This window comes from uncultured Helicobacter sp. (assembly GCF_910577135.1).
Lineage (GTDB): Bacteria > Campylobacterota > Campylobacteria > Campylobacterales > Helicobacteraceae > Helicobacter_C > Helicobacter_C mastomyrinus.
In genome coordinates, this window is sequence record NZ_CAJTLL010000009.1 from 15,567 (window position 1) to 29,958 (window position 14,392).

19 protein-coding genes are annotated in these 14,392 nt (G+C 37.7%); all 19 read right to left on the reverse strand.

The window, feature by feature from the left end; all coding sequences use genetic code 11:
• Window position 1: 1 nt before the first annotated feature.
• Genes neuC (QZ289_RS06010) through QZ289_RS06100 form a run of 19 tightly spaced genes read right to left on the reverse strand, consistent with a single transcriptional unit; the run spans window position 2 to window position 14,377 of the window.
• Entirely contained in the window at window positions 2-1,258 is a 1,257-nt protein-coding gene (gene neuC / locus QZ289_RS06010; RefSeq protein ID WP_295700411.1) for a UDP-N-acetylglucosamine 2-epimerase, read from the reverse strand.
• Window positions 1,259-1,954, reverse strand: coding sequence for a PIG-L deacetylase family protein (locus tag QZ289_RS06015; protein ID WP_295700414.1), 696 nt, complete (start codon window positions 1,952-1,954; stop codon window positions 1,259-1,261).
• On the reverse strand, window positions 1,932-3,098 hold the full coding sequence (gene neuC, locus QZ289_RS06020; protein WP_295700416.1) for a UDP-N-acetylglucosamine 2-epimerase: 1,167 nt from the start codon (window positions 3,096-3,098) through the stop codon (window positions 1,932-1,934). The genes QZ289_RS06015 and neuC (QZ289_RS06020) overlap by 23 nt, the downstream gene beginning before the upstream one ends.
• On the reverse strand, window positions 3,095-3,736 hold the full coding sequence (locus QZ289_RS06025) for an HAD family hydrolase (protein ID WP_295700419.1): 642 nt from the start codon (window positions 3,734-3,736) through the stop codon (window positions 3,095-3,097). The genes neuC (QZ289_RS06020) and QZ289_RS06025 overlap by 4 nt, the downstream gene beginning before the upstream one ends.
• Before the next feature lie 25 nt (window positions 3,737-3,761).
• Complete coding sequence (locus QZ289_RS06030) at window positions 3,762-4,811, reverse strand: ATP-grasp domain-containing protein (protein ID WP_295700421.1); 1,050 nt, start codon at window positions 4,809-4,811, stop codon at window positions 3,762-3,764.
• A complete protein-coding gene (locus QZ289_RS06035) occupies window positions 4,804-5,946 on the reverse strand; it encodes a DegT/DnrJ/EryC1/StrS aminotransferase family protein (RefSeq protein WP_295700424.1) in 1,143 nt (380 codons plus the stop codon). The genes QZ289_RS06030 and QZ289_RS06035 overlap by 8 nt, the downstream gene beginning before the upstream one ends.
• Complete coding sequence (locus QZ289_RS06040) at window positions 5,943-6,908, reverse strand: NAD(P)-dependent oxidoreductase (RefSeq protein WP_295700427.1); 966 nt, start codon at window positions 6,906-6,908, stop codon at window positions 5,943-5,945. Before QZ289_RS06040 ends, QZ289_RS06035 begins: the two co-directional genes overlap by 4 nt.
• 30 nt (window positions 6,909-6,938) lie before the next feature.
• On the reverse strand, window positions 6,939-7,400 hold the full coding sequence (locus QZ289_RS06045; RefSeq protein ID WP_367260720.1) for an ATP-grasp domain-containing protein: 462 nt from the start codon (window positions 7,398-7,400) through the stop codon (window positions 6,939-6,941).
• Window positions 7,372-7,878 carry a hypothetical protein gene (locus QZ289_RS06050; RefSeq protein WP_295700430.1) on the reverse strand — a complete coding sequence of 169 codons (507 nt, stop codon included), beginning with the start codon at window positions 7,876-7,878 and terminating at the stop codon, window positions 7,372-7,374. Before QZ289_RS06050 ends, QZ289_RS06045 begins: the two co-directional genes overlap by 29 nt.
• A complete protein-coding gene (locus QZ289_RS06055) occupies window positions 7,868-8,380 on the reverse strand; it encodes a class I SAM-dependent methyltransferase (RefSeq protein WP_295700432.1) in 513 nt (170 codons plus the stop codon). The genes QZ289_RS06050 and QZ289_RS06055 overlap by 11 nt, the downstream gene beginning before the upstream one ends.
• Window positions 8,374-8,661, reverse strand: coding sequence for a hypothetical protein (locus QZ289_RS06060; RefSeq protein WP_295700435.1), 288 nt, complete (start codon window positions 8,659-8,661; stop codon window positions 8,374-8,376). Before QZ289_RS06060 ends, QZ289_RS06055 begins: the two co-directional genes overlap by 7 nt.
• Window positions 8,658-8,831, reverse strand: coding sequence for a hypothetical protein (locus tag QZ289_RS06065; protein ID WP_295700436.1), 174 nt, complete (start codon window positions 8,829-8,831; stop codon window positions 8,658-8,660). The genes QZ289_RS06060 and QZ289_RS06065 overlap by 4 nt, the downstream gene beginning before the upstream one ends.
• Before the next feature lie 40 nt (window positions 8,832-8,871).
• Window positions 8,872-9,150, reverse strand: a complete 279-nt coding sequence (locus QZ289_RS06070; RefSeq protein WP_295700439.1) for a hypothetical protein — start codon at window positions 9,148-9,150, stop codon at window positions 8,872-8,874.
• Window positions 9,143-9,811, reverse strand: a complete 669-nt coding sequence (locus QZ289_RS06075) for a formyltransferase family protein (protein WP_295700441.1) — start codon at window positions 9,809-9,811, stop codon at window positions 9,143-9,145. The genes QZ289_RS06070 and QZ289_RS06075 overlap by 8 nt, the downstream gene beginning before the upstream one ends.
• A 48-nt stretch (window positions 9,812-9,859) precedes the next feature.
• Window positions 9,860-11,017, reverse strand: a complete 1,158-nt coding sequence (gene neuC / locus QZ289_RS06080) for a UDP-N-acetylglucosamine 2-epimerase (protein ID WP_295700444.1) — start codon at window positions 11,015-11,017, stop codon at window positions 9,860-9,862.
• A gap of 43 nt (window positions 11,018-11,060) precedes the next feature.
• On the reverse strand, window positions 11,061-12,746 hold the full coding sequence (locus tag QZ289_RS06085) for a hypothetical protein (protein WP_295700447.1): 1,686 nt from the start codon (window positions 12,744-12,746) through the stop codon (window positions 11,061-11,063).
• 9 nt (window positions 12,747-12,755) lie between these two features.
• Window positions 12,756-13,763: an N-acetylneuraminate synthase gene (neuB, locus tag QZ289_RS06090; RefSeq protein WP_295700450.1), complete on the reverse strand. Its 1,008-nt coding sequence runs from the start codon at window positions 13,761-13,763 to the stop codon at window positions 12,756-12,758.
• Between the two features lie 58 nt (window positions 13,764-13,821).
• Window positions 13,822-14,091 carry an FkbM family methyltransferase gene (locus QZ289_RS06095; RefSeq protein ID WP_295700608.1) on the reverse strand — a complete coding sequence of 90 codons (270 nt, stop codon included), beginning with the start codon at window positions 14,089-14,091 and terminating at the stop codon, window positions 13,822-13,824.
• On the reverse strand, window positions 14,072-14,377 hold the full coding sequence (locus tag QZ289_RS06100) for a hypothetical protein (protein WP_295700453.1): 306 nt from the start codon (window positions 14,375-14,377) through the stop codon (window positions 14,072-14,074). Before QZ289_RS06100 ends, QZ289_RS06095 begins: the two co-directional genes overlap by 20 nt.
• Window positions 14,378-14,392: the final 15 nt, after the last annotated feature.

Sequence of the window (14,392 nt, forward strand, 5' to 3'; positions counted from 1 at the left end):
GCTAGAAGTTAGGATTTTCTAGCATATAAAATGCTTTCTTGAGATTAATTGTATTATTTTTAAGTGTAGATTCTATAATATCTGTGATGTGCTCTGTGGTTTTCCCTTCACCAAATGGGTGAGAGTGTGTCATCTGTGATAGAAAGGCATTATTTGTTACATAAGTAATAGTGTTTAAGATAGTCTGTGTGTATTGCTGTGGTTCTTGTTGGTTTGGTGTGATAGATACAACAGATTGAGGCATAAAACGACCTTTTTGTCTATCTCCTATATTTATCGTTGGTATGCCTAGAATCGGCGCTTCACTCAAGCCACTTGAGCTATTGCCAATCACAAAAGCAGCAAATTTAAGGCTTGAGAGATACATCACTCTGCCTAAACTCGCGCAAAGCGTAATTTTATCAGGATATTTTTTCGCATATTCTTCAAGAATAAGATTAATGCTATGCCCTTCTGCGTCGGCATTTGCTTTTGTGGCAAGGATATTAAAATTGCTTTGAAGTAGGCTTTGTAAGATAAGTGTTATTTCTTTAGATGGATTTGTGTTATCTAGGGTTGTAGAATGAAAAGTAAGGACGCAAAATCTATCTAAAAACGCTTTTTTTACCTGAATTTTTTGCGCTAAATTTGTTTTGCTCATAAAGGGGGCATTGTGGATATTTTCTACTGCTAGAGAACCTACGTTAAATACCCTTTGTGGATCCTCTCCTAATTGAATAATACGTTTAGCATAGAAATGAGTGCTAGGAAAGTGCAGATAACTCATTTTAGTGATACAATGCCGCATATACTCATCATTTGCACCTTGCGTGCTTTCTCCACCACTGATATGAGCAATAGGAATATTAAGATTAGCAGCACTTATAGCTACTCCAAATGCTTCATATCTATCTCCTAAAAGTATAACCATATCGGGTCTATTTTTTGAAAAATATTTGCTAAAGTTTATAATGGTATTTGCTAGAGTATGCGCTGTGTTAAGGGCATTTGTGTTGTCATTATGCAAGATAGGGATTTTTTTATTTATAGAAAATCCATCATTTTCTATTTCTTGATAAGTATTTCCAAGAGATGGGCTTAAATGTGCTCCGGTAACAATAAGATGGAGTTTCAAATATTGATGATTTTGTATCGCTTTTGCAAGAGGGTAGAGCAGCCCCCATTCTGCACGTGTACCTGTAACAATAGCTATGGTTTGAGAAACATTAGCATTTTTCTTTGAGGAGCATAAAGGCTTCAGCGTAGAGAGGAGTTTCACTTATGCCCCCCCCCCGCTACATATTTTTGCATCTTTTAAGCTAGAATCATCTGCACCGCGAGTGCTTCCGCGATAGATGGCTAAAGATTCTATATTTTTCAGGGAACGTGGAAAAGGGGAAAGTCCAACTTCGCTTTCATATAAGGACATAATGGCACATTTTTGTTTGAAAAACTCACTTATATCTACAAATACATTTGGCACAAAGCTTTGTATGTTTAAAGCAGGGGCAAATTCACTTTCACTTAATGTTTCCATCATTAAGATTTTTTCTATACTTGGATAGCGGAATGACTTTGTGCAGGCAAAAGCACATTCAAAAATAATGCGGTGGTCACTATGCACATCGTATGCAAAGGGGAGATAAAGAATCTGTGGAGAGATGTGCAAAAAGATTTTAGAGAATTGAGCAATAATCATACTTTTTGGATATTCATCGCATTTGGTTGTTTTTAAGCCTAGCCTATGGACACTATCAAAATTATATGCGGCACTTACAGCTTTTATTTCTTGCTCTCTTTTGGCAATTGTTTGAGGGGTGAATCCCTCCTCTTCAAATATATCAGTGCAAAAAATGCAATGGATTCTATCACCTTGTGCCTTGTGCTTTAAAAGTGTCCCACCAGCGCCCAATGTCTCATCATCGGGGTGAGTGGCAATCACTACAATATCTTTAGCAGAGCTGTGTTTTAACATACCACTTCCTTTGTGTCGTGTCTATATTTTTGACAAAATGAACAATGCGCTCACACGCATTTTCATCACCATAGGGATTGGGGAGATTGGCTATTTGTGTGCGGTAAGATTCATCAAAACACGCCTTTTGTAAAGCTTGTATAATGTCTTGCTTTTTATGCGGGACAAAGCATACATTTCCTGCATTGAGACGTCCCTTTTGACGATTGCCAATATTAACAACAGGGAGCTTGTAAAATGGGGCTTCTAAGATTCCCATACTTGAATTACCAGCAAGTGCAAGTGTATGACGGATAAGACTTATAAAGAATTCACGCGGGAGGGTTTTAAAGAATCTGATATGAGAATATTTCTGCTCTGCTTCTTGTATAGCTTCTAGAATTTTATAACTGCCCGGGTCTGTGTTAGGGTAAATACCTACGACTTTAAGGTTATGTGCTGTGGCAAATTCTGCGCAGGATTCTATGGCAACTTGCATTTGAGAATAGGCATCATATACCTCCGAGCTTAGTGGGTGTTTAAGTAGCACGATGTAGTTAGATGTAGCTATATCAAAATGTAAAAAATCGCTTAATTCTTTGCGTGATAAATGCGGAGTGTTGGCAATATTAGCATAAGAGGTATTACCACTGCATACAATCCTCCATTCATCTTCACCAATTTTAAGCAGATTCTGTGCGTATTGCTCGGTGGTAGTGCAATGAATATGGGCTAATTTAGAACAAGCAAAGCGGATAGGATCATCAGCATTCCCATATACGGGGTCGCCTCCACCACAATGAATCGTAAGAATATCCATATAATTGCCAACTACACAAGTAGCAATACTTTCCTCCCTATCGCCTAGTACGAGTAGAAAATCAGGCTTTTCTCTTTCGGCTGTTTGCGTAAGGGCAGTGATGAGCAATCCCACCCCCTTACTTCTTTGGGTAAGTCTATCAGTGCTTAAAAGACAATCAATCTTATCGGCTATGCGGAATCCATCGGATTCTATTTTTTTATATGTATTGCCGTGTATATCACTTAAATGAGCGTTAGCTACGGCTATGCACACATCAAAGCCCTCTTTTTCAAAAGCTTTTAAAATGGGATATAAAATATCATATTCGCTACGGATTCCACTGACTGCTAAAATTTTTTTCATATTTGCAACTCCCGTAATTCCTTAAAGTTTGTAATACTTAAGGAAGCATAATCACACGGGATAAGTCTCCCATATCTGCGTTTGAGCCATATGCTATATATGCCTGCATTATTTGCCCCTTTGATGTCTGTTGTTGGATTATCCCCTATGAAAGCACAAGATTGAGGACTAAGCTGCAAGATTTCTAGAATCCTGTGAAACGCGCTTATATGTGGCTTCTCATACTCTTTCCCATAAGCCCTAGCATAGACAATAGGAATGTTTTTAAGCCCTAATAGGCTAATCTTATGAGACTGCGCTTTTATATCGCCATTTGTTAAAATGCCATATTTGATATTTTTTGTTTGAAGCAGATTCAAAAAATCTTTAGCGTCATCATAGAGTTGCAAAGAGGTTGGCATACTTTGGTAGAGTGAAAATAATTCTTCTTGCTTCTGTGAGGTATAAAAATCAAAGCTTTTGAGCCAATCGCCAAAAATATCTTTTGAGTGCAGACGAAAATTATCATCAAGAATAGTATTAATAAGCTGTATATCGCACCCATAGCGGTGGCAAAAGCTTTCACAAATGGCTTTTAGAAAGATATTTTCATCATAGAGTGTATTGTCTAAATCACAAATGAAAGCTTCAAAGCGCATTACTATCCTTTTAGTGAGTTTGACATCATAGCATATTTTCCCACCATTGAGTAAAATAGCGATAGAATCTGTATTGCTTATCTTTGTAGAGATTTTTGTCTATATGTATGTTTTCACCTAATGCAAGTTTTAAAGCAAAGTAGGGAAAATTTAGCCCAAAGTATGTATCTACCCCGCTACTAGCACCTAGTCTTGGATTTAAATCAAAAAGCACAAGAGAGGCGTTTTCATTATGCGCTAGTTCCATATTATTTGTGTAATCTAATGAAAAAGTTTGAATGATATGAGAACAAAGCTCTTCTAGAGACTCATTATAGCGGACATAGCCACGATATGTTTGAGAGGCATTACCCCATTCACGTATATGCTCCATTGTAATGATATTCTTACCTTTTTGACAAAGTGAATAAGCCGAAACAAAGGGTTCTTGTAAATATTCCATAATGATAAGGTCATCAAAAGATCTTTTATCTTTTAAGATAGATTCAAAAAAGCTCAGAGGCATTTCATTGGCTGGCTTAATGCTAAAAACCTCTTTTTGAAGTAATGAATCACTTAAGATATATACGCCCCTGCCACCTCTCCCTAATCGTGGTTTGATAACACATTTTTTATGCGGATAGCCGAGTGAAAAAATAGCCTTCAAGAAGTCTTCAAAAGTAGATACAAGATGATATTTAGGCGCATATTGTGGAAGCTCTTTTTTGAGATTCTCATATGCGGCAAGCTTATCATAAGCAATAACTAAATCCTCATATTCTCCTACCATAATAGGAATATCAAAATGCTTTTTGTATTGAGAAAGTGCGAGATTATCATCATTGCCACAGGGTATAATGACATCAATTTGATATTTTTTAACCATACTTAGCATAAAATCAATAAATCCTTTTGTATCTTTTGCGCTATCTGGAGATTGCTCAAATATATCTACAAACTTTCTTCCACAAGCTCCGCTAAAGCTATCGCTTCCGTATAAAAATACTTCTCTTTCACCATTGTTTCTTAGAGCTAATAGACAATCAGGGCTGGTTAATCCCCCTATGGTGGTAATGAAAATTCTTAGTTTATTCATTGAATGCCTCCTTGAGTTTTGAAGTGATAAAGCGCACATCTTTAAGCTTAATACCCATATGTATGGGGAGTGATATATGATTTTCTATGGTGGGTTGAGTAGAGGGGACATAAGATACTAAAGGGTGATTTGCTAAAAGTGGCTGTTTATGCAAAAGTGGTTTATAGGGTGCGTCTGCATAAATATGATAGGATTTAAGATATTTGATGATATTATCTGGGCTATGCTTATGGAGGAAAATAATAAAACGCCAAAAACTATGCCTAAAGCCCGATGGAATTGCCTGTGGGCTGATAGTTTTATTTTTGATAAAAGTATGCAGATATTGTTTGTATGCAAGGCTAAGTTTTTGACGATAGGCAAGTTGAGATTCTAAAGCTGCTAATCCGCTAAGCCCCATAATAGCGCTAAATTCAGGCAATCTATAATTACTACCAAGTGTGATAAACTGCTCTTGTTCCTCATAGGGTTTTAATCCGCGATTAGCTAATGAGCGACAAGTAAAGGCAAAATCTTTGTTTTTGCACACTATCATTCCTCCCTCGCCACAGGTAAGAATCTTGGTGCTATAAAAGCTAAACACAGCGATATCACCAATGCTCCCTGCCTTGTGTGATTTGCCTTTAGAATCTATGGCGATTGCGCCGTGTGCGTGGGAGCAGTCTTCAATAAGTGTAATATGCCTTTGCTTGCATAATGTGGCAATGGCAAAAATATCAGGGCTAATAAGCCCGGCAAAATGCACGATAACTATGGCTTTAGTCTGTGGGGTGATGGCGGATTCTATGGTGTGTGCGCTTAGCATAAAGTCTTTATCTACATCGACTAGTCTAAGTCTAATGTTATTTGCCAACACACTGCTTGCATTGGCAAAAAATGTCTGTGTTGGCACGATAACTTCATCATTATGTTTTAGCTCTAATGCCTTAAAGACGACATCTAATGCGCTTGTGCAGGAATTTGTAGCAATGGCATTATTTGCCTTGCAATATGCGGCAAATTCATTTTCAAAGCGCACTACAGCCTCTCCCATAGAAAGTTTAGAATCCCCTCTAAGCATAGAGCGTGTCTCTTTAAGAATATGATGAATTTGTCTTTGGGTAAAGTATGGACACGCGCTAAAATATTTTTTCATAGTATACCTCCTTGTAATATGATGTCTTTTGCATAAGATTCTAATCCCGCCTGTATGCTAGGGGGAGTGAAGTGGAGTAGCTGCTGTGCTTTGGTAGTATCAAGGATTGCATTAAAGGGATTTGGCGATGGCTTGGGGCTTAGGATAAGCTTAGAGCGTGAATGAAGGGATTCTATAAGTTGTTGTGCTATAAAGGCTGTATTTTGAGAATCTTTACTCCCTATCACAAATGCTTCATATTGTTGTAGATTTTGAGCTTGTGCTGCGGATATAAGAGCCTTGATAGCGTCATTAATATATAAAATATTGCGTAAAACTTGACCATTATTGAAAAGCACAATATCTTTATTTTGCCACGCATTTTTAGCAAACTCATAGACGACACCACCAAGGTGATTGACCCCAAAAAGAGCAGGAAAGCGCAATGTAATGGCTTGAAGCTGATTTGATTTAAATGTAGCGATTTCTAAGAGTTTTTCACAAGTATATTTGGCAAGTGAGTAATAACTCATAGGAGAGATAGGGGAGCGTTCTGTAATAATATAATTCTGTTTAGAATCTGGCTGTGCAAATACTGAGGCGGTTGATGAAAAAATGATTTTTGGAATATGGCGAGTGATGGTAAAATCAATAAGGTTAATTGTAGCGTTAATCGTATATTCAGTATATTCAGTATATTCAAGACTAGCGTATTCTACCATAGAAGCGAGATGAAAGGCAAGAGAAAACTCATAATTTTTTAGTGAATCTTTATCAAGATTCTTTAGTTCTAGTTGCTCATATTTGAAGTTTTTATGAGCGAGTGTATCGGCACTTAAGAAACCTCTTTCTTTGGGGCTTAAATTCGCATTATAGGGATTTTTCCTCCCTATACCTAGCACCTTATAGCCTTGAGTTAAGAGGGCTTCACAAAGGCTTGAGCCAACAAAGCCGCTTGCTCCTGTTACTAAGATGTATTGCATATTCTCTCCTTGCTTATAGCAAGGAGAGATCTAGAAGTAGATTTCTTTATAGCTCCTTGCCATTTTTAGCCCATATCGAATAGGTTTTGGTGTAATGGTGCGATGATAGACAAACATTTCTATCATCGCCTCCACCCAATTTTCACTTGCTGCAAAGCTTAGGGCTGAACCACCACCTAATCGGGGATTAACCTCGATAAATATGGGTTTATTTTCCTTGGTAATAAATGCTTGTATATTGATAGCCCCTATAAAATGGATATGTGAGGCTATGTATTGAATGTGAGATTCTAAGCACTTGACATCACACACCTCGCCTTTAGTGGATTTACCTCCTTGCACACCAATACGGCGACGAGGAATGATATATATGGCTTCACCTTGTGCATTAAAGAGGCAATCGATAGTGTATTCTTCACCAATGATATGCTCTTGTGTGATAAATGAGAGAGAATCTTCATCATTATCCCCCCCCCCCGTTAAAAAATCTATCTATTTGTGCTAGCTCGATTCCACTACCTCCACGTCCAAAACGGGGTTTTAAGACACCATAATGTTTATAAAGGCTGCTTTTGGGTGTGGGGATTCCTATCTGGCAAAAAAATTGATATGTTTGCCATTTATCTAAGAATGTTTGTATTGTATGAGGTGCAGAGATGATAACTAGGATTCCATATTGTGCAAAATGTGCTTTTTGCTCACTCCAGCCTAAAAGACTTTCATCAAGTGTGGGAATGACTATATCGATATGATGAGCGCGGCATAGATGGAGTGTTTTATCACATAAATGAGGGTCGCTTACTTTTGGCATAATGATAAAATCATCGCATTCTATAAAGGCAGTATTGAAGCTATCAATATCACTTCCGCATACGATATGCCCTGCATTTTTGATTGCTTCTATCATATATGAGCTTGTGAGGCAGCCACTTGCTTCAATTAAGATTTTCAAAGGTTTTTTATTGCTCATATTCTGCCTTTTTACATACGATGTAATAGCGGCTTTGAATACTGCCATCGATAAGATTTACTGATGATTTCTTTTCACCCCAAATGATTTCAAAAGTGCTTTTTTTAAATAATCTTTGTATTTTGGGATAATCAAAAAAGCTTTGTATAGTGCCTTTTTCGTGGGATTCTTGCACTTCTATTTCATCAGTAAAGGTAGATTCTTGTATATTGCTAAAGCCACTTGTAGAATCTTCCCCAATGAGCGAGCAAAAAAAGTAGGTTTTACTCACATAGGCAATTTGACTTACTAAATTTTGTGCTAAATCAAAAGGGAGGGAATCTAGCACCCCATAGCTTATAGTAAAGTCAAAAGTATTATGTTTAAAAGGTATATGCTCTCCGTCATACACTCTGAAATCAATATCTAAATTTGCATTTTGTGCTAAGCGTTTAGCTTGAGAGATAGCATATTCACTAATATCAATACCACAGGTTTCTATCCCAAATTCACTCATTAACATACTCTGCCTCCCAATACCACAGCCAAAATCAAGTGCTTTGATAGGATAAAGTGCATTATCCCCCCCCCCCCCACAGCTTCTATAAGCTTATCACCTTGCGTAATACCAATGCCAGAGCGGTAAAAATCTCCACGATATATCACATCGCTAAAGCGATGAGAATCTATTCTCTTGCGTATAAAGCGATTGAGAAAGCGCACTACCTCTTCGTGTGGGTAAAAAATCGCATTTTCTCCTCGTGCGTAGCTTTCATTCCATTGTGTAACTTTCATATCTTTCATTTTTGCTCCTTAGGTAGATTGATAAAGATGTTGCAAAAGATTTGGTGTGATTTTTGCAGTTGTGGTAAGGTGTATGGATAGATTTGAAAAAAAGAGGGCAAAGAAATGTATCGCCTTGCTAATGATTGCTGAATGTGAAAATACGTTTTGTAGGCGGCTGTTTGTGTCATTTCTGCTCCTTTTACTTATTTTGAGGAGCAGGGGGAGGGATTAGAAGTAGCTACCCTCCTTTGGCAATGGATTCAATTCGTGTTTGGTAAGTAGAAGCCCTTTGTCATAGGCTTTGACTAAAATGCCTTGAGAATCCACTTTGAGAATCTTGCCCGATTCGATATGAGGTAGGTCTATTTCTATGATTTTTGCTTCCCATACTTTATAATATGTATCATTATAAAGTACTTCTGCTCCAACATAGGGTTTGCTTAAAGCACGGATAAGGTTATAAATACCCAATGCGCTCATTCTAAAATCGATTATGCCATCACGCATACCTCGCTTTCGCCAAAGATTGGCATAGGTATGCTCTTGAGGGGTTGCCATTGAGGAAATGATGGAGCGATATGTGTATAGCCCCCCCCCCCACAATATTTTTTGCTTTTAAAGCAAGAATCTTTGTAGTGAAGTCATAGATTTGCTGCTGGGCTATTTTTTCTACTTTCTCACATACACTTGCGGCATTATCTGTAAAGGCAATATCAAAAGGCACTTGCGAGATAATATCTCCGCTATCAGCACCTTTATCCATTAGAAAGAAGCTTGAAGCACTTTTATCCAATCCTAAGGCTAATGCCCAAATGATAGGGTGGCGTCCGCGATTATGAGGTAGGGCGGTGGGGTGATAACCGATGATAGGATAGGAGGTTAAAAACTTTTCTTTAATAAGTGAGCTCCAGCCTAGGCAATATATCACATCAGGAGCACAAGATTCTATAAAATCAAATATATGCGGGGCATTAATATCAGGCGCATAGATATAGGGGATATGATTTTCCTCACATAATGGAGCAAGATTACAAAAATCAGCATTAAACGAGGATTCTGCTTTTGTTGCTACGCCTACGATGTGTATATCAGTAGTAGCTGACATATCAATGAGTGTTTGAAGTGATGTGTGAGAGAATGCTACACAACCAATAAAAAAGATATTCAAGCCCTATCCTTTATTCCTTGCTCTTATGTGTGATTATAGCACAAGGTTTTAAAATTCTATATCGTAAAAGGCTTTTTTCAAGATACCCTCAAGCGGATAGCTTTTAAGAATCTCTATTGTTTTTTCACTCGCACCGCCTTCTCCGTAAGGATTTTTGACATTTTTAAGTATGGCTTTAAAGCTTGGAGAGATGGCGTGTTTGATACAAGAGAGGATTTCATCTGTATCAGGAGCACACGAAAGCACAGAATCTGCCTTAATACGCCCTTTTTGCCTATCTCCTATATCGATTGTAGCGACTTTGAAGCTTGGTGCTTCTCCTAAGCCACTAGAGCTATTACCTATCAGGGCATCAACATAGCACATTGTGCTTAAGTATCGTAATTGCCCCATAGAGGTAAAGGCGATTGAATGCGGATGAGAATGGATAAAATTATCAATCATTTCATTGATGATACGTCCATCTGTATCGGCATTTGATTTAGTGAAGATAAAGCCTACTTGGTGGGTTTGAGCGAATATCTCAAGTGCGTTTAGAAGGGCTTGAAATTGTTCTTGGGAGGAATTATTTTCAAGGGTAACAGGGTGAAAGGTGATGAGAAAATTATAAGTGGCAAATTGAAATTGTAATGATTCCTCTAAAGCGGGTTTATCTAGTAAGTTTAATACCTTAATACTATCAATGCCAAAGCCACCGACATTAAATACTCTATTTGGACTTTCACCAAGTTGAATTACTCGTTTTCTATACGCTTCTGTGGCGACAAAATGCAAATGACTCATTTTAGTAATGCTATGTCTAATGGCTTCATCAATCAATCCTTGTGTCGCCTCTCCGCCGTGCAAGTGAGCCACAGGGATACGGCATATCATCGCACTCGCTACACAGGCAAATATTTCATATCGATCACCAAGCACAACGATAATATCAGGTTTTAATTCTTCATAAGTCTCGCAAATGGAGATTTGGGCTAATCCCATTGACTTACAAATGCCAGTGGGTGTATCTGCGCTAAGGATAATCTCGCATTTTTTATCAATGGGGAGATTAATATCGCGGTAAGTTAAGCCAAATTCTGTGCTTAGGTGCATACCTGTGGCGATAAGCTGGAGTTGTAATTCATTGTCGGCATAAATTTTATGCGCAAGAGGAGCGAGCAGCCCCCATTCTGCACGTGTGCCTGTGATGATACAAATTTTACGCATATTATTCCTTTGAGGAGAAATATGCGCATTATAGCAAAACTCTCTATGTAGAAGGCAGAGTTGGGGTGTGCGTAGGCGGGAAGACAACTACATCATAACGTTCTTTTGCCTTTTGCGCAAATTTTTGGGGTGCAAAAATATTAAGCATATATAATTTGCCCATTGAGAGAAAGCCTCTAAATCGAGTGTAATCCTGCACAAACATTCTGTGTATGACATAAATGCTTCCATAGACATTAATATCGCCTTTGTATTGTGTGCAATTATAGGTAGGGCTTTTGTGGCAATACTCTGTGGCTTCTGTCTCTGCTTGAATTTCCATACTGATAAATTTATCACTTTTATTGAATATTTTTTTATAAATACCATTGAGCTGGTAGAAGCTCTCTCCGCAAATATCTTTATTACCACACATATCGCCATATACTCTAAAAGTATCGTGTTGCAAAAATGTGGGATTTTCTTTAAGATGTTCGAAAATACCTACTTGTCTTATATAGGCTGTAAAAACTTGATTGAGAGCGTTGATATTGACATTAATAGCACAGAGGATAAGTATAAGCAAAATGCCTGTTTTGAGCTTTTGACTTTTGCAAAGTATATTGAGTAAAAAGACAATCACAATCCCGGCACCCAAAGATTCTAAAATGCTAAATCTATCCTCTGCATTTAGAAATTCATTATATTTATATACAACAACATAGCTAAACATACCACACCATAGGATAAGTAGCCCCAATCCTACGCCCACTATATCGCGCATATAGATTCTATTATGTTTATAAGCATAGTAAAAAGACACAGGAATGAGAAGGAGTAAAAAGAAGCTTATAGCTCCTAAGAGTATATAGCTCATTTCTCCAAAGTGGAGTATAGAAAAAATAGGTGTTTTGATAATAGCTTTAAAGAAGGCGTCTAAATGCACTTCATTGTAGCCCTCATACATACCATAAGGCTTAAAATAGAGTTGTTTTAAAACATAAAATACAATAGGTAAGATAATAAAATCAATATGCTTTATGCTCCATTGGCAGAATGCCTTGAGCGAGATATAAGCGCGACTTACATATATCATATATGCAAGAGGCAGAGCAAAATATACAAGCAAAGAGTTCATAGTAAAAGAGACAAAGAAGCATAATAGGGCAGCTATACGAAGCAAGAAATGGCTATTTCTCATATAAAGGCTTAAGATATAAAACCCTAGCCAAAAGAGTATATAGCATAATGTATAAGGGGAGTTGATAAGAATATTGCGTGAGATAATATTAAAAGGCAAGAGCAAAAAGAGTAGGGTAATAAAGACAATCTCTATGGGGGTTAGAATTTCTAATCTTTGAGAGATTTTATATACCAATAAGCCACATATAAAAAAGCCCACAAATGTAAAAAAGCGGAAAAGCGGGATACCATAGGGCTGCAAAGAGATAAAAATCCATTCAAAATAGCCATACCATATATTAGCATTTTGCTTAAATTGAAGATTCATCTCATCAAAGCTAAATCCACCAATAAGCCCCCAATCGTCCCAATAGTATCCCTTAGTATTTAAAAGCATAAGGAAAAAGGCTATAAAATAAGGGATAAAAAGTAGTATGAAGTCGTGTTTAAGCTTACCTGTAGGGGTAAAAAATGCGCAGAATCTATCACATATAGAAGAGTTTTGTGAGGCAGTATTAAGCGGGGAATTTACATTATCCCCACCCCCCATTGTCTTTATAGTTTCCATAATTATCCTTTAGAGCTCTATCATTTCATCAGGAGCGAAATCACGGATAGCTTTTTTGCCAACTACATTATCCCATTCCATCGGAGAGATACCGCCCGCGGGACGTTTAGCATAGAGATTTACCTCGCTTAGAATCTCACCTTTTTTAATCGCACAATTTGCGACAATAGATTTACGCGCAATAGGCTTATTTTTTGCTTCACTTGGGCTTGTTCTTTTGATACCATCACCAAGGGCAAGTTCTATTTCACGTATGCCTTGCACCATTGCCTTAAGCTCGTGTGGCTCAAGGCTTGCCTTGTGGTCAGGACCCTCCATATTTTTATCAAGAGTGAAATGCTTTTCTATTATCGTTGCTCCCATACCGACAGCGGCTAGAGGGATTGAAATACCCGGTGTGTGATCAGAATAGCCAACGGGCAAATGAAAGGCATTGTGTAGGGTATTCATTGCTTTGAGATTGACATCACAAAATGGTGTGGGGTATTCAGTATTGCACTGCAAAAGTGTGATATTTTCACGTTTGGTGCCACATTGTGTTAATACATCAATAGCAAACTCTATTTCTCCTAGATTCGCCATACCTGTAGAGAGGATTACTTTTTTATTTAAAGCACCTATGCGGCGGAGATATGGGAGATTTGTGATTTCTCCACTTGGAATCTTAAAGGTTTGTAATCCAAGCTTATGCAGTAAATCTATACTTTTGATATCAAAAGGTGTAGAGAGAAATGTTATCCCCTTTTTATCACAATACTCCATAAGGGGCTGCCACGCGCTATCATCAAGCACGAGTTTTTGTATCATTTCAAGTTGAGATTGCTCTGCATTACCGGTATTTTCTATTTGATATTCTGCTTTTTGCGCAAAGCGACTTACGACATTTTCAGCCTTGGCTGTTTGGAATTTTACAATATCCGCTCCAGCTTCTGCTGCTACGTCAATAAGCTGTTTTGCAAGAGCCATATCACCATTATGATTTACTCCCGCTTCAGCAATAATGGTAACTTTTGTCATATTTATCCTTTTAGCTTGTCCTTAAAATAAAAAGGAGCGATTCTATCTTGTTTGAACTTTAAGTATCATTAATGGCAAAGAGTATAGTATCTTCTGCTAGAGGATTGCGATTACGCAAATAGAGCTTATAGTGCGGATTAAGCGAAAGTATAAATTGTGGCAAGGTGATAAAGTCCTCACGTCTGTGATACATACAAATAGCAAGTTTTGGACGATAGGTAGTAATCGTTTCTTTTGCGCCTTTGAGGGCGTTTAGCTCCCCTCCTTCTATATCCATTTTGATAAAACTTACAGGTTTAGAGTTGTTCTTATGCCCCCCCCCCCATATTCATACTATTTGTTTTTAAAATATTATCAATACTATCATATTCTAAAGCTATGCCATTATTTTCACTAATGCGCGACGTGCCAGAATTCTCCTCTGCAAAATAGATAATTTCTTTTGTATGAGAAGCACCTTTGGGTATTACTTCACAACGTAGGTGCTTGGTGTTTTCTATGAGTTGTGGCACAAGCTTTGAATCTGGCTCAAGGGCATAGATTTTTTCATATTCAGGGACATAGCGGACAAATTCTAAGCAAGTATCGCCATCATAAGCTCCGCAATCTATCATTATCTCATTTTGACC

Bases quoted from the DNA above. Each gene is read 5' to 3' on its own strand.
- QZ289_RS06015 (WP_295700414.1), bottom strand. From the start codon at position 1,954: ATGTTAAAACACAGCTCTGCTAAAGATATTGTAGTGATTGCCACTCAC.
- neuC (WP_295700416.1), bottom strand. From the start codon at position 3,098: ATGAAAAAAATTTTAGCAGTCAGTGGAATCCGTAGCGAATATGATATT.
- QZ289_RS06025 (WP_295700419.1), bottom strand. From the start codon at position 3,736: ATGCGCTTTGAAGCTTTCATTTGTGATTTAGACAATACACTCTATGAT.
- QZ289_RS06030 (WP_295700421.1), bottom strand. From the start codon at position 4,811: ATGAATAAACTAAGAATTTTCATTACCACCATAGGGGGATTAACCAGC.
- QZ289_RS06035 (WP_295700424.1), bottom strand. From the start codon at position 5,946: ATGAAAAAATATTTTAGCGCGTGTCCATACTTTACCCAAAGACAAATT.
- QZ289_RS06040 (WP_295700427.1), bottom strand. From the start codon at position 6,908: ATGCAATACATCTTAGTAACAGGAGCAAGCGGCTTTGTTGGCTCAAGC.
- QZ289_RS06050 (WP_295700430.1), bottom strand. From the start codon at position 7,878: ATGAGCAATAAAAAACCTTTGAAAATCTTAATTGAAGCAAGTGGCTGC.
- QZ289_RS06055 (WP_295700432.1), bottom strand. From the start codon at position 8,380: ATGTTAATGAGTGAATTTGGGATAGAAACCTGTGGTATTGATATTAGT.
- QZ289_RS06060 (WP_295700435.1), bottom strand. From the start codon at position 8,661: ATGAAAGATATGAAAGTTACACAATGGAATGAAAGCTACGCACGAGGA.
- QZ289_RS06065 (WP_295700436.1), bottom strand. From the start codon at position 8,831: ATGACACAAACAGCCGCCTACAAAACGTATTTTCACATTCAGCAATCA.
- QZ289_RS06070 (WP_295700439.1), bottom strand. From the start codon at position 9,150: ATGCGTGATGGCATAATCGATTTTAGAATGAGCGCATTGGGTATTTAT.
- neuC (WP_295700444.1), bottom strand. From the start codon at position 11,017: ATGCGTAAAATTTGTATCATCACAGGCACACGTGCAGAATGGGGGCTG.
- QZ289_RS06085 (WP_295700447.1), bottom strand. From the start codon at position 12,746: ATGGAAACTATAAAGACAATGGGGGGTGGGGATAATGTAAATTCCCCG.
- neuB (WP_295700450.1), bottom strand. From the start codon at position 13,763: ATGACAAAAGTTACCATTATTGCTGAAGCGGGAGTAAATCATAATGGT.
- QZ289_RS06100 (WP_295700453.1), bottom strand. From the start codon at position 14,377: ATGATAGATTGCGGAGCTTATGATGGCGATACTTGCTTAGAATTTGTC.